Source organism: Arcticibacter tournemirensis, assembly GCF_006716645.1.
Lineage (GTDB): Bacteria > Bacteroidota > Bacteroidia > Sphingobacteriales > Sphingobacteriaceae > Arcticibacter > Arcticibacter tournemirensis.
Window position 1 is genome coordinate 983,972 of record NZ_VFPL01000001.1, and the last position, 26,992, is coordinate 1,010,963.

Annotated in this window: 19 protein-coding genes and 1 tRNA gene; 10 read left to right on the plus strand and 10 right to left on the minus strand. The window is 42.6% G+C overall.

Features of this window, described 5'->3' with window-relative positions; all coding sequences use genetic code 11:
- Position 1: 1 nt before the first annotated feature.
- Positions 2-4,234: a malto-oligosyltrehalose synthase gene (gene treY, locus BDE36_RS04185; protein WP_141813850.1), complete on the minus strand. Its 4,233-nt coding sequence runs from the start codon at positions 4,232-4,234 to the stop codon at positions 2-4.
- Between the two features lie 211 nt (positions 4,235-4,445).
- On the opposite strand from treY, the gene BDE36_RS04190 reads away from it, so the two are divergent.
- Together BDE36_RS04190 and BDE36_RS04195 are read left to right on the plus strand one after the other, a co-directional pair.
- Entirely contained in the window at positions 4,446-4,817 is a 372-nt protein-coding gene (locus BDE36_RS04190; RefSeq protein WP_141813851.1) for a helix-turn-helix domain-containing protein, read from the plus strand.
- Entirely contained in the window at positions 4,817-5,695 is an 879-nt protein-coding gene (locus tag BDE36_RS04195) for an IS3 family transposase (RefSeq protein ID WP_141813263.1), read from the plus strand. The genes BDE36_RS04190 and BDE36_RS04195 overlap by 1 nt, the downstream gene beginning before the upstream one ends.
- Before the next feature lie 488 nt (positions 5,696-6,183).
- On the opposite strand, the gene BDE36_RS04200 is transcribed toward BDE36_RS04195, so the two are convergent.
- The 3 genes from BDE36_RS04200 to glgX all read right to left on the minus strand — a co-directional run bounded on the left by BDE36_RS04200 (position 6,184) and on the right by glgX (position 10,291).
- Positions 6,184-6,256: transfer RNA gene (locus tag BDE36_RS04200), tRNA-Thr, on the minus strand.
- Positions 6,257-6,321: 65 nt separating this feature from the next.
- Entirely contained in the window at positions 6,322-8,157 is a 1,836-nt protein-coding gene (treZ, locus tag BDE36_RS04205; protein ID WP_141813852.1) for a malto-oligosyltrehalose trehalohydrolase, read from the minus strand.
- A gap of 1 nt (position 8,158) precedes the next feature.
- Positions 8,159-10,291, minus strand: coding sequence for a glycogen debranching protein GlgX (gene glgX / locus BDE36_RS04210; RefSeq protein ID WP_141813853.1), 2,133 nt, complete (start codon positions 10,289-10,291; stop codon positions 8,159-8,161).
- Between the two features lie 157 nt (positions 10,292-10,448).
- Between glgX and BDE36_RS04215 the strand changes: the two genes are divergently transcribed.
- Positions 10,449-12,248: a hypothetical protein gene (locus BDE36_RS04215; RefSeq protein ID WP_141813854.1), complete on the plus strand. Its 1,800-nt coding sequence runs from the start codon at positions 10,449-10,451 to the stop codon at positions 12,246-12,248.
- Between the two features lie 524 nt (positions 12,249-12,772).
- On the opposite strand, the gene BDE36_RS04220 is transcribed toward BDE36_RS04215, so the two are convergent.
- A complete protein-coding gene (locus BDE36_RS04220; RefSeq protein WP_141813855.1) occupies positions 12,773-13,249 on the minus strand; it encodes an RNA polymerase sigma factor in 477 nt (158 codons plus the stop codon).
- Between the two features lie 280 nt (positions 13,250-13,529).
- Here BDE36_RS04220 and BDE36_RS04225 point away from each other — a divergent pair, with 280 nt between their 5' ends.
- Positions 13,530-15,923, plus strand: coding sequence for a heavy metal translocating P-type ATPase (locus BDE36_RS04225; RefSeq protein ID WP_141813856.1), 2,394 nt, complete (start codon positions 13,530-13,532; stop codon positions 15,921-15,923).
- Positions 15,920-16,078: a cbb3-type cytochrome oxidase assembly protein CcoS gene (ccoS, locus tag BDE36_RS04230; protein ID WP_141813857.1), complete on the plus strand. Its 159-nt coding sequence runs from the start codon at positions 15,920-15,922 to the stop codon at positions 16,076-16,078. The genes BDE36_RS04225 and ccoS overlap by 4 nt, the downstream gene beginning before the upstream one ends.
- Positions 16,079-16,145: 67 nt before the next feature.
- On the opposite strand, the gene BDE36_RS04235 is transcribed toward ccoS, so the two are convergent.
- On the minus strand, positions 16,146-16,544 hold the full coding sequence (locus BDE36_RS04235; protein ID WP_141813858.1) for a DoxX family protein: 399 nt from the start codon (positions 16,542-16,544) through the stop codon (positions 16,146-16,148).
- A 314-nt stretch (positions 16,545-16,858) separates the two neighbouring features.
- On the opposite strand from BDE36_RS04235, the gene ccoN reads away from it, so the two are divergent.
- The 5 genes from ccoN to BDE36_RS04260 all read left to right on the plus strand — a co-directional run bounded on the left by ccoN (position 16,859) and on the right by BDE36_RS04260 (position 22,703).
- The gene (gene ccoN / locus BDE36_RS04240; RefSeq protein WP_141813859.1) at positions 16,859-18,988 is read left to right on the plus strand and encodes a cytochrome-c oxidase, cbb3-type subunit I; all 2,130 of its coding nucleotides are present in this window, start codon (positions 16,859-16,861) and stop codon (positions 18,986-18,988) included.
- Positions 18,989-19,210: 222 nt separating this feature from the next.
- Positions 19,211-20,095: a cbb3-type cytochrome c oxidase N-terminal domain-containing protein gene (locus BDE36_RS04245; RefSeq protein ID WP_235833182.1), complete on the plus strand. Its 885-nt coding sequence runs from the start codon at positions 19,211-19,213 to the stop codon at positions 20,093-20,095.
- A gap of 83 nt (positions 20,096-20,178) precedes the next feature.
- Positions 20,179-21,594: a cytochrome c oxidase accessory protein CcoG gene (gene ccoG, locus BDE36_RS04250; RefSeq protein ID WP_141813860.1), complete on the plus strand. Its 1,416-nt coding sequence runs from the start codon at positions 20,179-20,181 to the stop codon at positions 21,592-21,594.
- A 3-nt stretch (positions 21,595-21,597) separates the two neighbouring features.
- Positions 21,598-22,023 (plus strand): FixH family protein, encoded by a 426-nt coding sequence (locus BDE36_RS04255; protein ID WP_141813861.1) that lies wholly within the window; start codon positions 21,598-21,600, stop codon positions 22,021-22,023.
- The gene (locus BDE36_RS04260; RefSeq protein ID WP_141813862.1) at positions 22,020-22,703 is read left to right on the plus strand and encodes a sulfite exporter TauE/SafE family protein; all 684 of its coding nucleotides are present in this window, start codon (positions 22,020-22,022) and stop codon (positions 22,701-22,703) included. Before BDE36_RS04255 ends, BDE36_RS04260 begins: the two co-directional genes overlap by 4 nt.
- An 8-nt stretch (positions 22,704-22,711) precedes the next feature.
- On the opposite strand, the gene hemN is transcribed toward BDE36_RS04260, so the two are convergent.
- The 4 genes from hemN to BDE36_RS04280 form a co-directional block, all read right to left on the minus strand.
- Positions 22,712-24,076: an oxygen-independent coproporphyrinogen III oxidase gene (hemN, locus tag BDE36_RS04265; RefSeq protein ID WP_202618085.1), complete on the minus strand. Its 1,365-nt coding sequence runs from the start codon at positions 24,074-24,076 to the stop codon at positions 22,712-22,714.
- Positions 24,077-24,202: 126 nt separating this feature from the next.
- Positions 24,203-24,670: a Rossmann-fold NAD(P)-binding domain-containing protein gene (locus BDE36_RS04270; RefSeq protein ID WP_128771076.1), complete on the minus strand. Its 468-nt coding sequence runs from the start codon at positions 24,668-24,670 to the stop codon at positions 24,203-24,205.
- 81 nt (positions 24,671-24,751) lie between these two features.
- The gene (locus tag BDE36_RS04275) at positions 24,752-25,804 is read right to left on the minus strand and encodes a response regulator (RefSeq protein ID WP_128771128.1); all 1,053 of its coding nucleotides are present in this window, start codon (positions 25,802-25,804) and stop codon (positions 24,752-24,754) included.
- The gene (locus BDE36_RS04280) at positions 25,776-26,990 is read right to left on the minus strand and encodes a PAS domain-containing sensor histidine kinase (RefSeq protein WP_128771075.1); all 1,215 of its coding nucleotides are present in this window, start codon (positions 26,988-26,990) and stop codon (positions 25,776-25,778) included. The genes BDE36_RS04275 and BDE36_RS04280 overlap by 29 nt, the downstream gene beginning before the upstream one ends.
- Positions 26,991-26,992 lie beyond the last annotated feature (2 nt).

Genomic DNA, 26,992 nt, shown 5'->3' on the forward strand with positions numbered 1-26,992 from the left:
GCTAATCCCTATTGTATATTTTTACCCATTTTCTTAACTGTTCTTCTTCCTTGCCAGTAAGTTCTCCTGGCTTTAAGCGCCATTGCCAATTGTTTTCCGTTGTTGCAGGGCTGTTCATCCTTGCTTTTGCGTCAAGCCCCAGCACGTCCTGTAATGGGATGATGACCGTTTTCGCTACCGAAGCGTAAGCAAGCCTGGCCATTACCTCATGTACATTTTTCGCTTTTACGTCGACGCCGGTGTAGTCATTCAGGTTTTCGCGGATCGTTTTATCCGCATCCTTTTCAAACCATCCTCTGGTGGTGTTATTATCATGGGTACCGGTATATGCAAAGAAATTCTGTGTATACTGATGAGGTATAGCAATTGCTTGGGGCATATCATCGCCGAAAGCAAACTGAAGCACTTTCATTCCCGGAAAACCAAAGGTATCTCTGAGTTCATAAACAGGGGCGTCAATATCACCAAGATCTTCGGCAACGAAAGGAAGCTTCCCGAGTTTTTTTTGAATGGTCCTGAAAAAGTCTTTTCCCGGACCTGGCTTCCAGATGCCATTTTTTGCAGTATCCTCAGATGCTGGAACCTCCCAATAGGCAGAGAATGCTCTGAAGTGGTCAAACCGCAGTAAATCGAAAAGTTCGATATTCTTCCTGATGCGCTGCAGCCACCAGTTGTATCCCTGCTTTTTTAGGATATCCCATCGAAAAACAGGCATGCCCCACAATTGTCCGTTTTCATTGAAATAGTCAGGGGGAACCCCTGCAACTCCGGTCATATTGCCATCATTGTCAAGACAAAAGATTTCGCGGTTAGACCACACATCTGCGGAGTCGTAACTTACGTAAAAAGGCATGTCGCCAAAAAGAGCGATGCCGAGGTTATTGCAGTAAGCCTTTAAATCGTTCCATTGGGTGGCAAATATAAACTGAAGCCATCGGGCCTTATTAAGTGCATCACTATTGTTGTTCCTGAAACGATCCAGGGCCATCCTGTTCCTCAGTTTATATTCCTCCGGCCATTGATACCATGCCTGTCCCTTATGTTGCTGTTTAAGAACAATATAAAGCGAAAAATCGTCAAGCCATAGAGCTTCCTTTTTGCAAAACGCTGCAAAATCTCTCTTTAGCTTACTGAAGTCACCTTTTTGGAATTTTCGGTACGCCTTCTCAAACAGAACATCTTTTAGTTGCTCTGCTCCTTTAAAGTCGGCTTTTGACTTCAGGGGTAAATAGTAATCCTGTAGTTTTTTAGGTGAAAGGAGTCCCGCCTCTGCGAGCAGTTCGGGACTTATAAGGAGAGGATTTCCGGCCATGCTTGAGTAGGAGCTATAAGGAGAGTTGCCACTTCCCTGTTCTGTAGGACTTAAGGGCAGGATCTGCCAGTATTTTTGTCCGCTTCGCGCCAGGAAGTCTGCAAACTTTATCGCTTCCGGTCCAAAGTCGCCCGAGCCGAAAGGCGAAGGAAGCGAAGTTATGTGCATCAGAATACCCGCACCGCGCTCTTTTACCTTTCTCTCCAGCTTAAGAAGAGCTAAGGGGAGGGTATCAAATATTTCTTCAACCCGGATTTCCTGTTCGGCTTTTCCTTTCACATCTGCGTTCAGGAGGTGTTCCCATTCTCCCGTCGCCGTTTCAGGCAGAAGTATTCTCGTGTTTTTCCAGTTAAGCGACTGTATTTCGCAATCCTGTTCCCCGCACAATGCGGCAATATGGAGAGGTATAACAATAATATACCAGTTTTGCTGATACCGTCGCGCGAAAGCAAGGACATTATCTTTATAGGCACCCTTTACCTTTAGCGGAAGGTAGTCTCCCTTTTCAAACAAAGCAGAACTCGCCGCACGTTCCTTTAGGAGTATCCCGGTGATCCACAGTTTGATATGTCCCTCGTAACGTTTTTCCCAGAGGTAAGAGGGTAAGTTGCCCGAATCCTCCCGGTAACTTTCAAGCTCATTTAAAATTTGAGTACGCAGGTTGTAATCCACAGGGCGTCTATTGTCCGGATCTACCATACTCAGGTCCCAGAGCTCACAGCCCTGGTACACATCGGGGACGCCGGGACAGGTGAACTTTAATAACACCTGGGCCAGCGAGTTGATGATTCCATAGTCAGCCACCTTCTGATGAAAAGTATCGAAGCTTTTTCTGAATTTGCCCTTTGTGTCGAGCAGATTCGCAGCAAAGCGTTTGGCTGCTTCTTCATAACTGGTGTTGGGTTCGGCCCAGTCAGAGTTTTGTTTCGCCTCCCTCAGTGCTTTCTGTATATACTCCTGGATTCGCTCTTTGAAATTGTCTTCATCCTGGCCCGGCATAGGGAAAGTGCCGAGCAGGGTTTGATAGATCAGATATTCATCATTTAAGTCAGGCGAGCCCGATGGTTTAACGCTTTTGTTAAGGTCAAGCCATTCTTCAACGTTCTTAAGCCATTCGTCGGGGATGTTACTTAACACATTTAACCGTGCCCTTACATCTTCTCCTCTTTTGGTATCGTGAGTGGATGTTGCATTCATGGAGAGAGGCCAGTTCTGTTGCCTTTGTATCATTTTGGTGTGAAACTCATCCTGCGTCATACCAAATGCTTCCGGTGAATCGCCTACTTCATTATGAACAATAAAGCGGTTGTACGTATACATCAGGGTATCTTCAACTCCCTTTGCCATTAGAGGACCGCTAAACTGCATACAACGCTGATAGAAGTTTAAGGCCCTGGAGTTGTATTCAGTGTCTCCTTCTTTTGGCCTGTCAAGAAGGCTTTCTTCAAGTAGCTTAACGGCCGCCGTCAGCGCCGGCTTTTCGGAGCTGATACGACTGAATACTTTCCGGATAGCTTCTTCCTCTTTTCTATTTAATGGGAATGAATTTCCATAGTAGCGATAGACCGGACATTGAATAATGAATTCGCCTATGGTCCTTTTCAGGTCACCATCATGAATATGACGGGCGGATGTTCTTTTGAAAAGATCGGAGCTTAACAAAAGATTGTAGAGATTGTCAAGTTCCCCACCCATGTGCTGGTAAAGTATATACGCCTTTTTCGCATAAATCTGTTCCTGCACTTCGCTGCCTTCACCGATCAAATCGCTGTAAAAGCCGGTAAACTGCTTTTCACTCTTTTTAGAAGTGAAAAGATTATTTACTAAAGCCAGAAAGTCGTATCCTGTATTCCCCTGGATAGGCCAGTCCTGCGGGATCTCTTCCCCAGGTTCCAGTATTTTTTCGACCGTAACGTAAGTTTGATCTCCTACCAGTTCCCGTAACTGCTTCAGGTAAGTAGCGGGGTCAAAGAGGCCGTCAATATGGTCCACCCTGAGACCCGTAAAGATTCCCTTATCTACTAACGATTTGATATACTGATGATAAGTATTGAAAACTTCCGGATGTTGTATGTTAAGGCATATCAGGCCATTTACTGTAAAAAAGCGCCTGAAGGTTATATGTGTATCTGTTTCCTGCCAATTGCAGAGGCGGTATATCTGTTCTTCCGCCAGCTTCATTACCGTTTCGCTGCTGTCGTTTATTTTATTCAGACGATCTGTTATATAACTCCCAATAGTGTCGTTTTTCATTAAAGCAGATAGCTGAAGAAGAAATTCGTTCCAACCGTCAGCGTATTGCCGGGTATCTTCTATCTGATGGATCGAATGCATCTGAGAAAGAAGCTGTTGCAAGCCTTCCAATGGTTCATCTTCCCCTCCGCTTAATATGGTCGGATAAGAACGGGGGGTCAGGGGATATATGGAGTCATAGTAATTAAAAACAAATCTTCCATCTTTATATTCCACTTTCAGTTCCTTTTTATCGATGACATCTTCAAGGGACGAGCCCAGGAAAGGAACCATTATCCGGCCGCTGTATAATTCGCTGCTAAGGGCGGTATCAAAAAAAGAGGCATATAAAGACTGCGGACCTTTTTCAAGAACATCCATTAACCAGGTATTGTGAGGCGAGAAGGCCATATGATTGGGTACGATATCCTGAAGCCATCCCATGCCCTGCGCTTTCAGTCGCTTACTCAAATCTTTTAGCTGCTCTTCGGTTCCTATTTCTGGGTTTATTATGTGAGGGTCGAGTGTATCGTAGCCGTGCGAGCTTCCTGAAGTTGACTTGAACACCGGAGATGCATACACAGTGCGTATTCCTAACTTCTGTAAATACGGTACAATGCGTTCGAAATCAATAAAAGTAAATTCTTTATGAAATTGTAAACGGTATGTAGAAACAGGGCTTGCCGACATAGTGTTAAAATATTCAGGTTCTAAAAATGCAAATAAACATATTCCAGCATTTACAACCGAATCTCAAAGGCCTTGTTTTTGGTAACAGGAAATAAAAGCTAAGGATATTCCGGCAAACCGGATGTTTAAAGTAGATCTCGCACAAGACTAACTGCGTAGCTGTCCATTCCTAAAAAAAGTTTACATAAGAAAGTTTTCAAAGAACAAGAAAATGAGTATTAAAAATGAATTACCCCGGAAGGGAAAATTGGGAAAAGAATCGAATCATTCTGATAGTTTCAGGATTCAGGTGGCGTTAGAATATTTAGATGGCGACTATAGCCAGGCACAGGTTGAAAAAAAATACGGATTACCAGAAAGAAGTGTTTATCGTTTTGTAAATTGGTATAACGATAACCAGAAAGAGCTTATGCAAGACCAACCGGTAGAAGCACAGGAAGCTTCGTTTACTTCAAAGGAACTGGCTGCGCTTGAAAAGAAGCTATCCCTTACAGAGATGAAGATCGCAGCCCTTGAAAAAGTCATTGCTATGGCCAACGAAGAATACCGGACAGATCTTAAAAAAAAAGCTGTTACCAGGTGATGGCCGAACTGCGGGGAACACGCAAACATTATAGCTTAGCCAATCTTTGCGCGGCATTTGGTTATACCAGGCAGGCCTGGTATAACTATTTAAAAAGATCAGAACTTCAGATTTTTCAGGAGCATATTGTATTGCAGAAAATTAAAGAGATTAGAAAGGAACTGCCTAAAACCGGCTGTATCAAACTTTACAAAGAGCTCAATAATGGTTTTTTGCAGGACTTAGGGATAGCAATGGGCAGAGATGCTGTATTTGACCTGGTTAGAGAGAATGGGATGCTTGTCAAATCCAGCAAAAGGCATGTGTGTACTACCAATTCCTATCACAGGTATAGAATTCATCCTGATCTGGTGCAACGAAGGCATCCACAGCACGCTGAAGAAATATGGGTGAGTGACATTACTTACATTACCACCATGTCCGGATTCAACTACCTGTCTTTAGTAACAGATGCGTACTCAAGAAAAATAACAGGGTACTTTCTGTCAGTAAACCTCAAAGCTGAAGGATGTATAAAAGCACTCGATCAGGCACTAGCTGCAAGGATATATCCTGAAAACACATTAATACATCACTCGGACAGGGGCACGCAGTATTGTTGTGATGATTATGTGTCCAAACTCAGGCAAAGGGATATCCAGATCAGTATGACACAAACCGGCAGCCCCTATGACAATGCCATCGCAGAGCGTATTAACGGAATACTTAAAACAGAATTTGATCTTTATAAAACCTTCAAATCTCATAGCCAGGCAAACGCAGCAGTGGATAAGGCCATCTTTAATTATAACAACCTGAGGTTACATGCAAGTTGCAGCTACCAGACTCCAGAACATACCCATAATCAAGAAAAAACAAATCAAATCACCTTAAATTAAAGTTATGTAAACAAATAACAGAAAGAAAACTTAACATTGTAAACCCAACACAGTAATAATAACTTTTGCTGTAAACACAGAGTAGTAACAACATTTCTTATTGTAAACTTATTCCAGTATAGGACAAGCTATTCCTGGATAAGACATGCGTCTGAAATAGCGCGCACCTCGACCGCACTTTTAACGCACTTTGTTCGCACCTTGTTCGCTCGCCAGCGAATAATATGCGAATAAAGTGCTATTCATCTCCCTCTCAGGACTGAGTTATGAGTTGAGCACTTCTTAAACGGGTCTGGATCGCAGTGTAGCAGCATGTCTCATATTCATGATGTTTATAATCAGGGTATAAACTGCTGCGCATCATTTTTTCAGGGAGCGTTATCTTTTATAATTGCAGTACAGTATAACTAATAATTGAAAAGATGGCTGAATTAATAAACAAATTCCTTGACAAGGTCAGGGATATTCTGGAAGGACTGGACTAAGAGAGCCGATGACGGGGATCGAACCTGCGACCTACGCGTTACGAGTGCGTTGCTCTACCAACTGAGCTACATCGGCATGTGCTAAACGAGCAGTCAAATGTAGCAATTGTGTTGAATATTTAAAATTCGGCACAAAAGCTTTTATTCGAGCACCAGCACCGACTCAGGCCGCAGTGTGATAGTTTCTCCAGGGCTGAATTCTTCGGGAAAGTCAGTTTTACCCTTCCATTCGGTATCGCTGGAATGGATTATCTTCTTCCAGCTTTCCTTTGTCTCAGGTATCATAATCTGCTGTTCTTTTTCAGAGAAGTTCATCAGACAGACTATCATATGGTTTTCAAACCAGCGGTGTAATACCAGCGTTTCTGTCGTCTCGTCGCAAGAGACTCTCATTTCTTTCCGTCCCGAATTTTTAAGTACAGGGTGCGTTTTACGAAGGCTGATTAACTTTTTATAAAAGTTCAACACCGTTTTATGAGGTTCCTCTTCGATCAGATGCCACTGAAGTTTCGATTCCTGGAAAGTTTCTTCAGATATCGGATCGGGAGCTTCGCCCCGGCCATGAAATGCTGCGAATTCTTCTTTCCTTCCTTCTCTCACGCTTTCCGCCAGCTGCGGGTCAGTGTGGCTCACAAAGTAGAGGAACGGGTGAGGTTCTACCCATTCTTCTCCCATAAAGAGCATAGGTAGGTAAGGGCTTAGCAGAACTGCGCCAGCTACGAGCTTTTTCATTTCAAAGCTGAGCAGTGAATTAATCCGTTCGCCATACATGCGGTTACCAACCTGGTCGTGGTTTTGTGAAAATACAATAAACTGGCTGCCTGGGTTATTTTCTGCTTTTATACCAAAGAACTTCTTTCGGTGTCTGGAGAACTGACCGTCATAAACATAAGCATCCTGATAGCCTTTAGCTAAATGTGCAATTCCGTTAAAGTCTGAGTAATAGCCGGTTTTTTCTTCTCCGGCTGTAACACGAAGGGCATGATGGAACTCGTCGATCCATTGTGCGTCCATTCCATAACCACCCTGTTCCACCGGGTTAATGAAACGTGTATCATTCAGGTCGAGTTCAACAATGAGATAGTGTTTCTTGCCGGTTTCTGACATTAGTTTATCAACCTCCTGCCGGATCTCACGGAGGATGTGAACCGGGCTGAAATCCTTAATGGCGTGAACTGCATCCATTCTTAATGCGTCGATATGGAAGTCCCTAAACCACATTAGGGCGTTCTCTACAAAATACTGGCGCACAGCGTACGAATATTCATCGTCAAAATTAACTGCAACACCCCAGGGAGTAGTATATCTGGAAGTGAAGTAGGGCCCGAATTCGGGAAGATAATTCCCTTCGGGACCAAGGTGATTATAGACTACATCCAAAACTACAGCGATATTCTTCCTGTGACACGCATTGACGAGGTGCTGCAAGCCTTCGGCTCCGCCATAGGAATGCTGTACAGCAAAGGGAGCGACTCCATCGTACCCCCAATTCCGATCGCCGGGAAACTGGGCGACCGGCATGATTTCTATTGCAGTTATTCCAAGTTCCTTCAGGTAATCGAGCTTTTCTTCAATGGCAGCAAAAGTTCCCTCCGGTGTAAAAGTGCCAGTGTGAATTTCGTAAAGCAAATAGTCTTCGAGAGTGTGGTTTATCCAATTGCCGTCAGACCAGATGAAATCGTTCAGATTTATTGCCATCGAAGGGCCATGTACACCCTCGGGAAGGGAAAGAGATGCAGGATCTGACAGTGCTTTCTCGTCGTTTAGTTTGAATTTATAATAATCACCGGGCTTAATTAAACTTGTAGTGGTAGTCCAGTACCCCAGTTCCTGTTTTGTAAGGGGTATGGTGTCGCCGGCAGAAGGTAAAATAACTTCTGCCTTCTGAACATCCGGTGCCCATAATACAATCTCTGCCTCTCCGCCGTCATTAAATCTAAGCCCCGGCCGGTATTTGTTCAAAATGCTGTTGTCCATTTTACTTTTTCAAAGGTTGCTTAAGAAGCACTACCGACCTGCTTTCAACTTTTATTGAATCAAGTGGCTTGAATTTATCTCCCTCTTCCTTTATGGAGTTTTCGCTTGTGTCAAGTACCTTTATCCAGAGATTTCCATATTTCTCGGGAGGAAGCACAAAGCTGAGCGGTTCGTAATGCGCATTGAAGATCACATAGAAGCTGTCGTCGTATATCTGTTCTCCCTTTGGACCGACTGCTTTGATCCCTTTTCCATTGAGGAATACGCCAAGCGATTTAGCAAAATCGTGATTCCAGTTTTCGTCGGGCATTTCAGTACCGTTTGGTAAAAACCAGGCTATATCTTCCAGGCCTATTCCCTTGATCCTTTGCCCGGTGAACCAGCGCCGGCGCCGGAACGCAGGATGTTTCTTCCGGAGATGAATGAGTTTTCTGGTAAAATCAAGCAGCTCTTTATCTGCTTCGGGCCAGTTTAGCCATGATGTTTCGTTGTCCTGACAGTATGCGTTGTTATTGCCGTTCTGTGTGCGACTTATTTCATCGCCGGCAACGAGCATAGGTACACCTTGAGAAAGAAAGAGCGATGTAAGGAAGTTCCGTTTCTGGCGGTTCCTGAGTTCAATTATCAACGGGTCGTCTGTAGGTCCTTCGGCACCGCAGTTCCAGGACCGGTTGTGACTTTCACCGTCATTGTTATCTTCACCGTTTGCTTCGTTGTGTTTTTCGTTATATGAGACTAGGTCGTGCAGGGTAAAGCCATCATGGGCTGTAATAAAGTTAATGCTGGCAGTGGGACTTCTGTAGTCGTCTTTATAGAGGTCGGAACTACCTGTGAACCGTTCAGCAAATTCTGCAAGCATGCTGTCAGCACCACGCCAGTAGTCGCGAAGGCAATCTCTGTATTTTCCGTTCCATTCTGCCCATCCCGGTGGGAATTTTCCTACCTGATAGCCTCCTTCACCGATATCCCATGGTTCTGCGATCAATTTTACCTGGGAGATTGTGGGATCCTGATGGATGATGTCGAAAAAAGATCCCAGCCTGTCGACCTCATGAAGTTCGCGCGCCAGGGTAGAAGCAAGGTCGAAACGAAATCCGTCGACATGCATGTCGAGTATCCAATATCGCAAACTATCCATGATGAGTCTCAAAACATCGGGCATCTGGGCGTTTAGCGTGTTTCCGGTACCAGTATAGTCCATGTAGTACCGTTTGTTGTCTTCTGTTAACCTGTAATATGAAGCATTGTCAATTCCTTTGAACGACAGCGTTGGTCCCAGTTGATTGCCTTCGGCAGTATGATTATACACAACGTCGAGAATAACTTCTATTCCGGCTTTATGAAGTTCTTTTACCATCGCTTTGAACTCCTTTACCTGGTCGCCTAAAACTCCGCTGCTGGAGTAGCGTACATCGGGCGCAAAGAAACCGATAGTGTTATATCCCCAGTAGTTCGTAAGGTCTTTTTCTGCAAGATAGGAGTCTCTTACGAAATGATGGACGGGCATAAGTTCTACGGCGGTGACCCCGAGGTCCAGCAGATATTTGATGGTTACCGGATGTGCAAGCGCGGCATAAGTACCGCGGATCTCTTCGGGGATATCCGGGTGTAATTGCGTGAATCCCTTTACATGGGTTTCATAAATAATCGATTTATGGTACGGAATGTTGGGTGCCTTGTCATCTTCCCAGTCGAAGTTAGGATCAATCACAGCTGATTTAGGTATATATGGCGCACTGTCTTCGTCGCTAAAGCTTAAATCGGCATCGGGATGGCCAAGTTCGTAACCATAGAGCGATTTATGCCATTGAATTGTTCCTGCAATAGCTTTCGCGTAAGGATCAATCAGCAGTTTATTCGGATTAAAGCGATGTCCGTTTTCCGGTTCGTAGGGGCCGTAGACCCTATAGCCATAAAGTTGCCCGGGTTTAATTTCAGGAACGTATACGTGCCATACATGATGAGATCTTTCTCTCATTCTTATTTTAACGTTTTCAACGGGATCTTCTGTTGTATTGAAAAGGCAGAGGTCTACTCCTTCTGCATTCTCAGCATATAAAGCGAAGTTTACTCCTTCACCATCCCAGGTAGCGCCCAAAGGATAAGGAGTTCCAGGGTATACAGTTGTATTCATATGGAATAGAAAGCAATGATCAGGATAAAATGTTTGAAAAAATGAGATGTTTACGGCGCTTATTATAACAACTATTACGCTAAATAGTGATCGTCGTCATGTTTTAATACTGAAAATATCCAGTCTTTTGTAAGATACATTTAATGCCATTATTCCAATGAGTCACACATTTCACATCCCGGTATTGGGGCTGGGATTTACTATAGATACTCCCCTTAAAGTTGCACGTTACGGCATTTCATCCGTTGTATCTATAGTGGACGATATTCTCATTGAACGAATGAGAAAATTTCATACAGAGCAGGAAGGGGAAGCTTTCACACCGATAACACCTACCGAGCCAGATTCGAGAGCAAAGCGGATTACTGCGTACCTGAATTTGTTAAACCGTCAGGTAAATCAGCAATTTGATGATTTAAAGCAGCAGGCCTTTGTTGAAGGCACTGATATTACCCGTTATTTTGATCTTTTACCGGATTCTTCTACATTGAAGATTCGTTATCAGCAGATGCTCGCGGAGACCGATTCCGTTTTACGTGGTGAGCTTGAGCGGAAGTTGCGGGAAGATATGGTAAAGGGCGAGATTGATGTGAATATCATGTCGAAAGTCGATAAGATGAATTATGCTGCTAATGGAGAACCACTGAGCGATGAAAATACCGATGCGCTGGCCGGTTTGAGAGGGTTTGCTCACAGCGATCTTAGCTCTTCTGTTGTTATGTCCGCAGGTATGAATCCCAGGCTTTACAGTTATCTTGAGAGTTTTGATGACTTTTTTCCTGACAGCAGCGGAAAACTAAATAAAAAGATTATTCTTAAAGTAAGCGATTTTCGATCCGCGTTTATACAGGCGAAATTCCTTGCAAAAAAAGGCCTTTGGGTTTCGGAGTTCAGAATAGAATCGGGTTTGAATTGCGGCGGACATGCGTTTGCAACTGAGGGATATTTGCTTGGCCCTATACTTGAGGAATTTAAGACTAAAAGACAGGAAATGATTGCTGATATCTTTGCAATCTACCAGTCGGCTCTTCAGGCTAAAGGTAAAGGTATAAACGAAGCCCCAAAAATGAGGATTACCGTGCAGGGCGGAATTGGGACGGCAGAGGAGAATAGTTTCCTTCTCAATTATTATCAGCTGGATGCCACAGGTTGGGGTAGTCCATTCCTTTTGGTTCCTGAAGCTACTAATGTAGACGAAGAAACCCTTGAAAATCTAACTCATTCTGACTCATCTGATTTCTATATTAGCGGTGCATCTCCATTAGGGATTCCTTTTAATAATTACAGGAAAAGCACTGCGGAGAAGCAGCGGATTGAACGTATCGAGAAGGGGAGGCCCGGAAGTCCCTGTAAAAAGAAATTCCTGGTGTCAAATACAGAGTTTACCGAAGAGGCGATATGTACAGCTTCGAGAGAATACCAAAATCTGAAGCTTAAGCAACTGGATACTCTAAATCTTCCGCAGGATGAATACAAGAGCAGATTTGATGCTATCACAGAAAAGTTATGTCTGTGTGAAGGCCTTTGCGCATCCGCATATATTAAAAACGATATATTGAACAGGAAGGAGAGCCGGGCCGTTGCAATTTGTCCCGGGCCTAATGTCGCATACTTCTCAAGAGTGTTCTCTCTTGACGAGATGGTAAAACATATTTACGGCAAGCTAAATTTGCTGCAAGGTGTGAGCCGACCGAGCATATTTGTTAATGAGCTTAAGTTATATGTTGAATACCTTAAAAAAGACATACTTCAGCATATAAAAACCCTGGATGCGAAAAAGCTAAAACAGCTTGAAAAGTTTAAAGAACAGCTGCTCCTGGGAATTGAGTATTATAAGAAGCTTATCGGCCATATTAATAATCAAACTGAGCAGTATCTGAACAGACTTCTTGAAGAATTACTTGAAATAGAGGCGCAGATTAAGCAGGTGCTGATTCATGCAATAGTTCCTGCATAAAAGATTGTTTTTGTTCACCCTATAGCGAACAAACAATCGAAAGAATCAATACAATTGCCGTTAAAATGATGTAAACTAGTGCGTCCGATTTTCTTCGTTCGGCCATGCTAAGTCTCGACTTAAATCCGGGGTATGTTTTTGTGATCATGGAAATAGATTTGTTAATGTTATAACAATATCTGCGCCATATTATGCGGTAATTCATTGATGAAGAACTTCAAAGCCAGCTCGCTTTATATCAGCAATAAGAATTTTCTAAAATTGACCATATATAATTAGCATTTTATTAAAACGCATAGTTATTAGTTCGCTTTTTTTAGATTGTTGTACAAATACGATTTTCAAAGCATTTAAGCGAATAGTGAAATCTTTTAATGTCTTGGTCTAAAAAACTGACAGTCAGCGGAAAGTGGATAGAAAAAAGGGCGACAACTGTATAAAAAGGAAAACGCCCGGTAGGGGATACCGGACGTTCTTACTTTCGATTTAATTAGCGGCTCAAATCAATTACTTCAAGCTTCTTATTATGATATGGTTTGCTTCAGAATTTTTCTGGCAATATGGATACGGTTTTTTATTGTTCCTAGCGGCACCAGCAGGCGTTCTGTGATCTCATGATACTTATATCCATCAAGATACATCGAAAACGGCTGATAATACTGACGCGGAAGATGATTTAAGCTTGTTTTAATGCCTTCGACCCTCATATTTGATTCACCCATATTCTCAACGTGAAGCTGGATAGCTTCTTCAACATCTATGGGACAGGTATGAAAACCACGCTTTCTGTAATTGTTTACAAAAAGGTTGCGCATTATAGTGTATAACCAACCTTTGAGATTAGTCCCTTCACGAAATTTATCAGAGTTAAGAATAGCCCTCAATAACGTATCCTGAATCAGATCTTTAGCATCATCGGCATCTCTGGTAAATTTAAGGGCCTGCGGCGCCAGATACCTGCTTTGACTGGTCAACAGATGATTAAATTGCGTCTTTTCCATCTCATTAAATTTTATTTAGAGATAATCTTCAACTTGTCATTTCCGCATCACTAGTATATCATATGCAAATAAAGGATTCGGCATTGAGTCAGTAAATGATATTAGTCATATTTCACGTTGATTATAGTCAACATGCGTATGTAAGGCAGAATGAGGCACATTGATGAATTCTTTCCAGTCGAATTCCTGTTTTAATGATGCAGATCATTTTTTTACGCTAATGCCAGTCATTCTGATGTTTGAACTTATATTGCATCTTTGGTAGGATAAAAACTGATAAATGAAATCTTCATCGACATCTACTGATACTTTATGCTTTCATTGCGGAAACGACATATCGGGGCCGATATATACAGCTGATGATAAACAATTTTGTTGTGCCGGATGTAAAGGAGTTTACCAGGTGCTGAGCAATAATAACCTTTGCAATTACTATCATTATAATCAAACGCCCGGCCAGACGAAGAAAGAGGTAGAGCAGCATTATGAGTTTTTAAACGAGCCTAAAATATTCTCCCAGCTCGTAGATTATACCGACCAGAACATCACTCTGATAACTTTTTATATTCCGGCTATCCATTGCAGTTCATGCCTGTGGTTGCTTGAACATCTGCATAAACTAAACGGTGGTGTAATGCAGTCAAGGGTCGACTTTTTGAAAAAGCAGGTTGCTATTACGTTTAATCATCAAGAGATATCTCTGAAAGATTTGGTAGAACTTCTTGCTTCAATAGGGTATGAACCTCTGATAAGTCTGCAGGACATTGTTAAAGAGAAGAAAGATACGGTTAACCGGGATCTCGTCAGGAAAATTGCAGTGGCGGGGTTTTGCATGGGAAATGTAATGTTATTCAGTTTTCCCGAATATCTTGGGCTGTCGTCACTAGAGCATCAGTTTCAGTCGCTTTTTGGATGGCTGAATCTTGCATTTGCCATTGTGATTACTTTTTACTGCTGCCGGGACTTTTTTATGTCAGCCTGGGGTAGTATAAAAAACAAGGTCATCAATCTTGATACGCCTCTTGCCCTGATTGTTGCAGTACTTTTTCTACGTTCTGCTTTTGAAATAATTACTCAGACAGGCCCGGGATTTACAGATACTTTAAGTGGGCTGGCTTTTCTTCTTTTAATGGGCCGTTGGGTAAAACAGAGGACTTATAATCATATTTCCTTTAACCGCGACTACCGCTCGTATTTTCCTGTTGCTGTTACTGTTATTAAAGATGGAGAGGAGAAACCAGTTCCAATTGCAGACCTTAATATAGGAGATCGGATCCTGATCAGGAATAACGAAATAATTCCGGCTGATTCCATCCTGATGAAGGGTGAGGGATATTTTGACTTTAGTTTTGTTACCGGCGAATCTCAGCCAGTGAGTAAAGTGCTGGGAGAGATAATTTATGCCGGCGGAAGACAGATAGGTGAAGCTCTGGAAATGGAGATTGTAAAGCCTGTGTCTCAGAGTTATCTGACGAGATTGTGGAATAACGAGGCGTTTAAGGGGACGGATAGCAAGATCAAGAATTTCAATGACACTATTGCTCAATACTTCAGCGCTGCAGTGCTGTTCGTAGCCTTTGCTGCCGCTGGTTCGTGGTGGGTGCTGGGCGACACAACTAAGGCATGGGATGCTTTCTCGGCTGTTCTGATTGTAGCCTGCCCTTGCGTACTTGCTTTAAGTACCCCGCTGACATTGTCTACTGTTCTGGGGCTTTTTGATAAGAATAATTTTTATCTTAAAAATACAGACGTTGTAGAGCAACTTGCCCGGATCGATACACTCGTTTTTGATAAAACGGGTACTATAACCTGTCCTAATGTTGTCAATCTTACATTTACAGGCCGGTTAAGTACAAAGGAAGAAGAAGTTATCGCTTCTGCTGCCAGGAATTCATCCCACCCGCTTAGCAGGGAAATTGTAAAATGGCTGAGTGTTAAAGAGGTTCGCCCTGTATTTGAATACCGGGAGATTGCCGGTAAAGGTATTGTGGCGATAGTTGATCATCAGGAAGTTCAGTTAGGAAGCCGCTCTTTTATTTCTGATGATAAAGACGCTGCCGACAGTTCATCGAGCGTTCATATTAGTATCAACGGCACCTATAAAGGCTTTTTTAAGGTTAAGCAGCAATGGCGGGCTGAGTTAAAAGGATTGATTGACGCCTTAAAGCCGCAGTTCAGAATGCATCTTATTTCAGGAGATACTTTTTCGGAAAGGAAAAGCCTTGATGCTATCTTTCCCCCTTATGTTCCGATGTACTTTAAACAAAGTCCTCATGATAAACTGAATTATGTTAAAAGGTTACAGAGTGCAGGAAATAAGGTTATGATGCTGGGGGACGGTTTAAACGATGCCGGGGCATTAAGGCAAAGTGATCTTGGCGTGGCTGTAACAGATAATATCAATAATTTTACACCCGGAAGTGATGCGATACTAAAAGGAGAGGCTCTTGCTAAACTGCCCTATTTTATCAGGCATGCAAAAAGTGCTGTGCGAATAATAGAGTATAGTTTTGTTATTGCTTCTGTGTACAATCTGATCGGTGTTTACTTTGCTGTGCAGGGTAAGCTCTCGCCCCTCACCGCCGCAGTTTTAATGCCGCTAAGTACAATCACTATTATTATCTTTACGAATCTGACGAACCGCTATTTTGCTAAGAGGAACAAACTGAGATGAATATTTTGTATTTTTTAATAGGTTGCAGTATCCTGATGGCGCTCTTTTTTTTAGCAGCTTTCTTTTGGGCTTCAAAAAACGGTCAGCATGATGATGTTCATACCCCAGGGGTTCGTATGCTTTTTGATGATGATAAGCCGGAAGAAGAGGGTTGATTATTAAAGGATTGTAATATCCTGAAGTCTTTAGCAACAAGAATTCAGGATATTCTGACCTGAGAAATTACAGTTTGTTATCGATTGAAAATTTTCCGGGTCCCGTTAGAAAAAGAACGACAAACATCCCAAAATAGATGAATGCTAGTTCTTTAACATTAAAAGGATCAGGAGCGTGTACTATCAGCAGCGCCACCAGCATTGTTATCATCAGTGGTACAAGCACAATTCTCGTTAGAAATCCTAAAACCAGCAGTAGCGCACACAGGAACTCAGCAAATATGGCCAGGTAAAGCGATGTCTCAGTGCCGATTCCAATGGGATCGCCAAACTGAAGATTTCCCGCCATTACATTCTGGAGTTTTGCCCAGCCGTGGGAGAGCATCGTGCCTCCTGCTAATAACCGCAATAGTAACAATCCCGCATCTATCGAAAATGCCTTGCTGTTAAAAAGTGTTGATTTCATAATCGTTGTATTTGTGTTATTTGATTTGCTGTAACGCCGGCATTTGCCGGTAATACTAAGATACTAAAAAGCATGCGAGCATAGCGGTTTTATCAATTTTTACTTAAATCAAAATAGTGCTGAACGCCGTATCTCGTTTGTTCATGATACAATTTTCCCGGATCGTGTATAAATCCAGATTACCAGTTGTTTAACTACACATATAATCTAAAAATGTGATAATAATCATTTTCATACTACTACTCTCGTCATTAATTTAAAAGTTGCAACAAGCTATTTTTGACAATCAGAAAACATTTCTATCCATTTGATTTATGCAGCTTGAGAAATTTAATTATGACAACAAGATTGTCAGAAACTTCGGTATCGCTACGATAATTTGGGGCATCGTCGGGATGACTGTAGGGCTTTTGATCGCCATGCAGTTATTTAAACCGGCACTAAACATGGGCTCCCAATACTCGACATTCGGGAGGATACGACCTTTGCACACCAACGCGGTAATATTTGCTTTTGTTGGTAATGGTATTTTTATGGGGGTATACTACTCTCTCCAGCGTTTGTTGAAAGCCCGTATGTTCAGCGACATCCTGAGCAAAATTCATTTCTGGGGGTGGCAGCTTATTATCGTGGCTGCAGCAATTACTCTTCCTTTAGGATTGACTACCTCTCACGAGTATGCAGAGCTGGAATGGCCCATTGATATAGCTATTACACTCATTTGGGTGGTGTTCGGCATTAATATGTTTGGTACTATCATCAAAAGACGCGAACGTCATATGTACGTGGCTATTTGGTTTTATATAGCCACATTTGTGACAGTAGCGGTGCTTCATATTGTCAACTCGTTCCAATTGCCTATTTCGTCGTTCAAAAGTTACTATCTGTATGCAGGTGTGCAGGACGCACTTGTGCAATGGTGGTATGGGCATAATGCAGTTGCATTCTTTTTAACAACTCCGTATCTGGGAATGATGTATTACTTCCTTCCGAAGATGGCCAATCGTCCGGTATATTCTTATAAGTTAAGTATCCTTCACTTTTGGTCGCTGATATTTATATATATATGGGCAGGCCCGCATCACCTGTTGTATTCCTCTCTGCCTTCATGGGCACAGTCGCTTGGAGTGGTCTTTTCTATCATGCTTATCGCTCCGAGCTGGGGAGGTATGATTAACGGACTGCTTACATTGCGTGGAGCATGGGATAAAGTGCGTGAGGACGCCAAGCTGAAGTTCATGGTTGTGGGCTTAACAGCTTACGGTATGGCGACTTTCGAAGGTCCGATGCTTTCCTTGAAACAAATTAACGGGATCGCTCACTTTACAGACTGGATTGTTTCGCATGTTCACGTTGGCGCGCTTGGATGGAATGGCTTCCTTACGTTCGCTATTTTATACTGGCTGATACCTCGCATTTATCAAACTTCATTACATTCTAAAAAAGCCGCCAATTTCCATTTCTGGATAGGCACTCTCGGTATCTTGTTCTATGCAATACCAATGTACTGGTCGGGCTTCACCCAGGGATTGATGTGGAAGGAATTCACGCCAGAAGGGATGCTTAAATACCCGAACTTCCTGGAAACGACACTTAATATTATTCCAATGCATGTGTTCCGTGCCATAGGCGGTGCAATGTACCTCACGGGAGTGATTGTGATGACATGGAATCTCTGGAAGACGATGGCCCAGGGTAAACTGCTTGGCAACGAAGCTGCAGAAGCCATGCCTCTTACTCCGGCTTTTGTTCCTCACGCTTCGGAAAAGGCATGGCACCGTGTGCTTGAGCGTCGCCCGATGCAGTTTCTTGTTCTCTCGTTAATTGTTATCCTGATAGGAGGACTGATAGAGATGGTGCCAACCTTTATGGTGTCGTCCAATATTCCTACTATCTCAAGTGTAAAACCCTATACTCCCCTTGAGCTCCAGGGGCGGGATCTTTATATCAGAGAGGGCTGTGTAAATTGCCACTCTCAGATGGTGCGGCCATTCAGGTCGGAGACCGAGCGTTACGGCGACTACAGCAAAGCAGGTGAATTTGTATACGATCATCCATTCTTATGGGGCTCGAAGCGTACTGGTCCGGATTTGCACAGGGTTGGCGGAAAGTACTCGGATGCATGGCACTTCAATCATATGTTTGATCCTACAACCATGTCTCCGGGCAGTATCATGCCTCCTTACCCCTGGTTGATCGAACAACAGCTTGATACTACGACTACTTCTTCAAAGATTTCAGCGATGCGAAAGCTAGGAGTTCCATACGAAGCCGACTATGAATATGTAGCTAACCGTGATTTAAGTAAACAGGCTGAAACTATAGCAGCTGCTTTATCTAAAGACAATATTAAGGTTAAGAGCGATAGAGAGATTGTGGCAATTATCGCATACCTGCAGCGTCTGGGAACAGATATTAAGGCAAATAAAACTGCCAGCAAATAAGGCTGCCAAAAGAGTTAATGAAGAATAGATAATTAATTATTATAAAAGATATGTTTAAGCAATTTATAGACAAAGTAGCAGGCAGTGAGATTTACCTGGTATCATCACTGGGTATATTTCTGATATTTTTCATTCTTGTTGCTGTAATGCTGTTTTTAATGAATAAGGATCATATAAAGCACATGAGTGAGCTACCTTTAAATAAAGACAAAAACTAATTATATGAAAAGACTATCATACCTGTTGTTTTTACTTCTTCCTGGTGCCAGCGTATTTGCACAGGAGCAAGCTCCCGCAACTACTTCAGCATCATCTGGGAATATTATGATGGACATAGTCATTGTTGTCTTTATTATAGCTGCTCTTGTACTGTTGGGCGTGTCCGTCGTATTACTAAATACTTTCAAGACGCTTTCAAAGGAATTGCTGAATCCTACAAGGATTGAGGTTAAAGAGCCCGAGAGAAGGATGGAGTATGCCGAATGGGCTGCATTGAAAGCCGGTAAACCTGGTATCTGGTCGAAACTGCTTGGTCTTAAGCCGATTGAAGAAGAAAAGGATATCATGCTTGAGCATGAATTTGATGGCATCGCCGAATTGGATAACCCTACTCCTGCGTGGTTTATGTGGCTGTTCTATGCTTCGATTTTCTTCGCTGGCGCATACCTGTTAAACTATCATGTATTTAACTGGGGTAAGTTGCAGGACGAAGAATATGTTGCGGAGATGGAAGCTGCAAAAGTTGCCAAAGAAACTTATCTCGCAAAGGCAGCTAACCTGATTGATGAGAATTCGGTAAAAGAGAATCTTGACGGAAGTGTTGTATCGGCAGGAAAGGCGATTTTTAATACGAACTGTGTAGCTTGTCACGGTGATAAGGGCCAGGGTATAGTTGGGCCTAACCTGACAGATGACTTCTGGATCCATGGCGGCAAGATCAATAATGTTTTTAAGACGATAAAATACGGGGTTCCGGAGAAGGGAATGATCTCCTGGGAGAAAACATTGACGCCGAAACAGATATCGGAGGTCTCTAACTATATTATTTCTTTGAAAGGTACTAATCCTCCGGGGGCGAAAGAGCCTCAGGGCCAAAAGGAGTCATAGTAGTTTTAAGTAATAGGTTGTAAGTTATAAGTATTGCCTTACAACGTATTACTTAAAACTTATTACCTCAAAATACACTACAAATGGGAGAAGTTACAACATCGTTTAGGGATCACATTACTACCGTTACGGAAGATGGGAAAAAGCGTAAGTGGATCTATCCGAAGCTGATTAAGGGAAAATTATACAGATACAGGAATTATTTTGGGTGGGCTCTTCTTGCACTGCTCTTTTCCGGGCCTTTCATTAAGGTAAACGGAGAGCAGCTTATCTTATTTAACATAATCGAACGCAAGTTTGCGTTCTTTGGAGTGATTTTCTCCCCGCACGACTTTTATTTGTTTGTGCTCGGAATGCTCATCTTCGTAGTCTTCATTGTGTTATTCACTGTTGTATTCGGCCGGGTTTGGTGCGGATGGGCATGTCCACAGACGATCTTCATGGAAATAGTATTCAGGAGGATTGAGAGATGGATAGAAGGAAACGCGCAACAGCAAAAGAAGCTCGATGAATCGCCGCTTTCATTAGAGAAATTGGGTAAAAAGACTCTTAAACATTCAATATTTATTTTTATCTCCTTTTTAATTTCCAATATATTCCTAGCTTACATAATAGGTTCGGATTCACTTATTACAATTATAAGTGAGCCGGTGAGTCAACATGTTGCCGGATTTATATCCATCTGCCTGTTTACTGCAGTGTTTTACCTTGTATTTGCAAGAATGAGGGAACTGGTGTGCATTGTTGCATGTCCCTACGGTCGTTTGCAGGGAGTTCTGCTCGATAATCATTCAATGATAGTTGCTTATGATTATAAACGAGGAGAGCCAAGAGGAAAAAGGAAACGGAATAGTCCTCTTTTTGATCCTGCATCGCAGGTCGCTACCGGAGATTGTGTCGATTGCGATTTATGTGTTCAGGTTTGTCCAACCGGGATAGATATCCGCAACGGAACGCAACTCGAGTGTATAAACTGTACTCTTTGCATAGACGCGTGCGACATGGTGATGAAGAAGATCAACAGGCCCCAGCGTCTTATTGGATTTATGTCTGAGGATCAAATCACCAGTCGTAATACGTTCAAGCCAGGTAAAAGATTGTACTCTTATGCCGCTGTATTACTGGTGATGATATCGGTGCTCGCTGTGTTGCTAGTGAGGCGTACGGATATTGAGACGACAGTTCTGCGTGCCGGAGGTACTATCTACCAGCTTAGAGATGATGGCACTGTAAGCAACCTGTACAATGCTGAATTCGTAAATAATACAAATCAACCTATAGCGTTTCAGATAAAGCCTGCCGAAGACGGAACCAGAATTCAGTTTATACGGCAGGAGAATAGGGTAGAGAAGGGAGCCAGCACTAAGATGACATTCTTTGTTATTCGTCCTCAAAAAGCAATAAAAGCATATAAATCTGATATTGAATTGGATGTAATATCAGAAGGCGTGCTGCTTGATAAAATTGAGACTACCTTTATTGCACCTCCTAATTTTTAAAATATGAACTGGGGAACCAAGCTGGTCATTGCCATGGCGTTGTTTATGGCCTTTATTATAGCACTAAGTACGAAGATGATTCTTAGCGACAAGGATGACCTTGTGGATAAAGATTACTATGAAAAGGGGCTGAACTACGATCTTGACTATCAGCGCAAGCAAAATATGGAAAACGATAAGGCTGAACCTAGAATAGAGCTTGAGCCTAAAAGCATGAAGGTAGTTTTTGTTCAGCCGGCCACAGGGACTGTTACATTTGCACACTCCAAAGACCGGAGACTGGATAGAAAATTTACCATCAATACCGGAAACTCCTCCGAAGCCGTTATTTCGCTGATTGATATAGAACACGGTTCGTGGCATCTGACTTTCGAATGGAAAAGCGGAGATAAGATGTATATGTTCAAAAAAGAAGTATTTATACAATGAGTATCTGGGCATTAGCTTTTTTTACGGGGTTGTTTGGCAGTGTGCATTGCCTGGGAATGTGCGGCCCCCTGGCTTTTGCCGTTCCGTCTTTCCACTCAAACCGTGGTTTAATCCTGTTTGATAAGCTGATGTATCAATTTGGAAGGATTATATCCTATTCCGCGCTGGGAATTCTTGCTGGTTTTATTGGAAGGCAGCTTTGGCTTTCAGGACTGCAGCAGTCCCTGAGCATCGTCTGCGGGGTGCTTGTTATCATCGCCGCAGTTCAGCGTCTTTTTAAATATACCATTGCCTCTAACGCAGGATCAGTTTTTCTAAAGCCCTTTAACAGACTTTTTGGATACTTGCTGAGGAATAAAGCAAATCATCTTTTTATTGGAATGCTGAACGGCTTATTACCCTGCGGATTTGTTTACCTCGCTTTGGCCGGTGCCGTTAATACCGGTGATGTCAAAGACTCTACCGCTTATATGTTTTTATTCGGACTTGGAACCTTGCCTTTGATGCTTATCGCTGCTTTCAGTATGGGTATTGCTGCGCCATCTTTCAGACGCAGAGTAAACAGATTTATACCCTACCTGATGATTGTCCTGGGCTGCTGGTTTGTGTTAAAAGGCCTCACATTAAACATTCCCTATTTAAGCCCATCCAAGCAAATAGAGAGCGGAGTTTGTAAATAACTTTTATATTATTCAGCCATGCTGAACATGGTTGTTTTCGGCTGGTTAGCCCAAAGCCTGGCGTCTAAGGCCATGCAAATATTCCTAAGGAATCGTTTACCGGCATTTGTTACCTTTAGGTGTTTGTCGCCAAGTTCAATCAGCCCGTCTTCAGCCACCGGGATCAATCGCTCTATTCCTGCAGAAAGTGAACTGCATACCATGGAAGAATCTTCCCAACTGGTTTCGCCTTTGCACATAATATTAAGTATGTGCTTTCTGATGATAAGATCCTCATCCGTGAGGAAGTGACCTTTAAACAGAGGGAATTTTTCCTGATGGATGAGCGCCTGATAATCTTCTACCTTTTTTACATTTTGACCAAAGGCTAACCACGTGTCACTGATGGAAGAAACACCAAGTCCGATCATTAATTGGGTGTACTGATGAGTATAGCCCATAAAGTTACGATGAAGCCGACCATTTATTTCTGCCTGATAAAGACTGTCGCTTTTAAGCGAAAAGTGGTCCATTCCGATCTCCTCGTATCCAGCGGCCGTCAGCATTTTTCTTCCGAGCTCGTAGAGCTGTCTTTTAAGCTCCAAAGAAGGAAGGTCTTTTTCTGTATACCTGCGCTGCCCTGGTTTAATCCATGGCACATGAGCATAACTGTAAAAGGCAATTCTATCGGGTCGGAGGGTTAAAGTTTGTTCAATAGTGCTTTCAATTCCTTCGAGTGTCTGGACGGGCAAGCCGTAAATCAGGTCGTAATTTATGGAAGAATACCCTATTGCCCTTGCAAGCTCAGTCACCTCCTTTACCTGCGTATACGACTGTATCCTGTTAATAATTAATTGAACGCGGGGATCGAAATCCTGAATACCCAGGCTTAATCTCCGGAATCCCAGATCGAACAGCGTTTGCAAATGCGCCTCAGTTGTATTAGCAGGATGGGCTTCAAAGCTAAATTCGGCATCCTTATGAACGACAGAATTTTTAAGAAGTCCTTCAATGAGGTTCTGAAGATTTTCCGGGCTAAAAAAAGTGGGGGTGCCACCTCCAAGATGAATCTCTCTTATAACAGGTTTCGCGCTGAACAGGCCATTATAGAGTTCCCATTCCTTTAGTACCGCCTTGATATAGGGATCTTCAACACTATGATTTCTTGTGATACGGGTATTGCAGCCACAATAGGTGCAAAGACTCTCACAGTATGGTAAATGGATATATAAGCTAATGCCGTCGGTAGCGTTACTCTGGTCAAATGAAATCTGAACAGATTCTTTCCAGCGCTCTATTTGCGGCGTCTCCTGATCCCAGTAAGGCACAGTTGGATAACTGGTGTACCTTGGAGCGGGAACGTGATATTTGTCAATTAATTCTTTTGTAATCATCATCCTGCGTCGATTCCATTGTCATTTGAACGATTATTCGCTGGTAAATGCGTTGCCGGCTCTAAAACCATAGTATGCATGGACAAATGTGCCGTCGAAAATATCCAACGAACGCCAGCGCTCGTGTTATTGTTTTCCCGTTTTAGCAGGTATAATACTGTTGTTTGACATGCTGATATTTTCAGTTATATCAGTTATGTTTCTGCTTTCCTGCCAGCTATCGAGATTACGAACTGTGCTCGCTGCTATTTCATATTGGTGTAATACAAACTCAGGACCGGTAACAGGTGCACCAGCCGGTATCGTCACCACAGCAATTTTGATATTTAACTTTGAAGCAGTTACATGATCGATATTATCAGCATTCTTTGATCGGATAGTGATAAATCTGACTCCCAGGTCGGCTAACCGTATCATTACAGCTTCAGAAACATGGTCGTCTGCAGATATAATTACAGCTTCTTTTCCAGCTGCATATTCAACAGTCTCCAGACCAATAGGATTGGAGATTAGTGTAATATCATGTTTCTTATGATTGGCTTTTGCCAGCGGTTCTTTTTCAAAAGACCTTATACTATAAGCTACGGCTCTCATTTTTAATAGATATTAGCTACAAAGTTAAAAATGAGAGTCCGGATCGCCGTTGAGGCTTATCAGCGGAAAAAGTGATCTTAATCAGTTTTTCATTGTTTGTAGTCTTTTTGCGTTAAGGATAACAATCTGACTGCCTTTCTTTTCGATTAATCCTTCGTCTTTAAAGTCGCTGAGCGTTCTGCTCACGGTTTCTGTTGCCATACCCGCCATAGCGGCGAGGTCGTCACGGGAGATTTTGAGTATACCTCCATCCGGATCATTGCCGGCAAGCCGGATGAGGACCTGCGCCATTCGTTTCCTAACAGAATGATATGCCAGTTGCAAAAGCTGGTCTTCTTTTTCCTTGAGGTTGTTCGATAAAATCTTGATGAATTCTCTGCCCACCTCCGGATAGTTATTTATCAGCTGCTCAACAGTGTCTTTTGGCAGCATGCAAAGGGAAGTATCTTCAACCGCTTCTGCTGATTCATGATATGAATCGGTCATTAACAGGGCGTTCACTCCAAAGTATTCCTCGGGGCCATAGATAGCAGTGAGCAATTCTCTTCCGTCTTCACTTAATTTATAAGTCTTTACTCGTCCTCCTAAAATCAGATAGAGGCCGGCAGGCTGATCGCCTTCGTAATAAATAACCTGCTTCTTTTTAATATTCCTTATCTTCCGGTCTGATATGAGCTTTTGTAATTCGGCCATACCATCACCGTGACTTACCAGGTTATCGAGATTCTCAAGTGATTTGCTGTAAAACGCCTGCTGCTTATCCCTCTTTTGCAGCCTGCTTTCGATCGCATTTAATAATTCGACATCATCAAATGGCTTAGTAAGGTAATCGTCAGCTCCCATTTCCATTCCCTTCCTCATATCGATCCGTTCAGCTTTTGCAGTAAGAAAGATGAATGGGATAGTAGCTGTTTCAGGACTTTTATTAAGCAAATATAAAACACCATAACCATCCAGTTCAGGCATCATTATGTCGCATAATATCAGATCGGGATGATGTTTTATTGCAAGTTCCACTCCGCTTTTGCCGTTGTCGGCTGTAAGTACCTGGAAGTTTGCAAGTTCCAGGATCTCGGTGGTGCTTTCTCTGATATCGTCGTTATCCTCAATTATAAGAATAGTTGGTTTTTTCATCATCGATCAAAAAAGATATGGTAAATTTTGTGCCTTTATTAATTGTACTTTCAAAGTCTACTTCCCCATGCATTAAGCCTGCGTAACGTCTCACAATATTCAGACCCAGGCCGGTTCCCGGAATATTACCGGTGTTATGTGCCCGGAAGAAGGGTTGAAACAAATGTTTCTGGTCTGCAGCAGGAATTCCGATCCCATTATCTTTCACTGTGATAATGTATTTTTCGGACGTTACTTCTGTATTAAATTCAATGAACGTATTTTCTCCTGAATATTTTATAGCATTGGCAATCAGGTTTATGATACAGTTTTTTAGAAGATTCTGGTCGAGGCGCACCATGCTGGTCAGCCCCGTATGTTCGTATATAATATTCTGATTTTGCTTTGTTATTAATTGCATCTCTTCCGTTATTTCTTCGGATAGTTTTACGAGATCAAAGTTAGAGAAAGTTGGCTCAACCCGGCCTGCTTCAAGCCGTTCGAGAGAAAGAAAATCGTTCAATATCGTGGTAAGGTTGCCCACTGCATTTTTTATCTTATTCACATGCTTAGAAATGTTGCGATGGTCTTCCTGCACCGCATACTTTTCTATCAGTGAAGCTGATAACTGAACGGAACTTAAAGGAGTCCGGAATTCGTGAGAAGCCATGGAAACGAAACGACTTTTTAGTTGATTAAGTTCTTTTTCTTTCTCCAAAGATAAACTTACTTCTTCTTTTGCTTCCTGTAATGCCCTAACGGTTTTCCTCAAAGATAAAGTACGCTCTTCTACCAGCTCTTCGAGTTGAGCCGCGTGGTTTCTGATACGTTCTTCTGCTTCTTTTTCACGCGTCAGGTCATTAATAAAACCGGCATAGATAACTCTATCAGACAATATTACTTCACTAACGGCGAGTCTGAAAGGAAACTGCGTCCCATCTTTTCTTAGTCCGCTTACTTCCCTTCCAATTCCTATAATTCTTCGTTCACCTGTCCTCTGATAGCGTTCGAGATACCCATCATGCCTTTCTCTGTCGGGGCTGGGCATGAGCATTGAAATGTTTTTTCCAATTACTTCTTCCGGCGAAAAACCAAACAGATTACATGCTGAAGGGTTAATGGATTCGATCAATCCCCTGTTGCTGATTGTTATGATGCCGTCAATAGCATTTTCTATTATCGCTTTTAAAAGGGCTGCATCGTTCATTT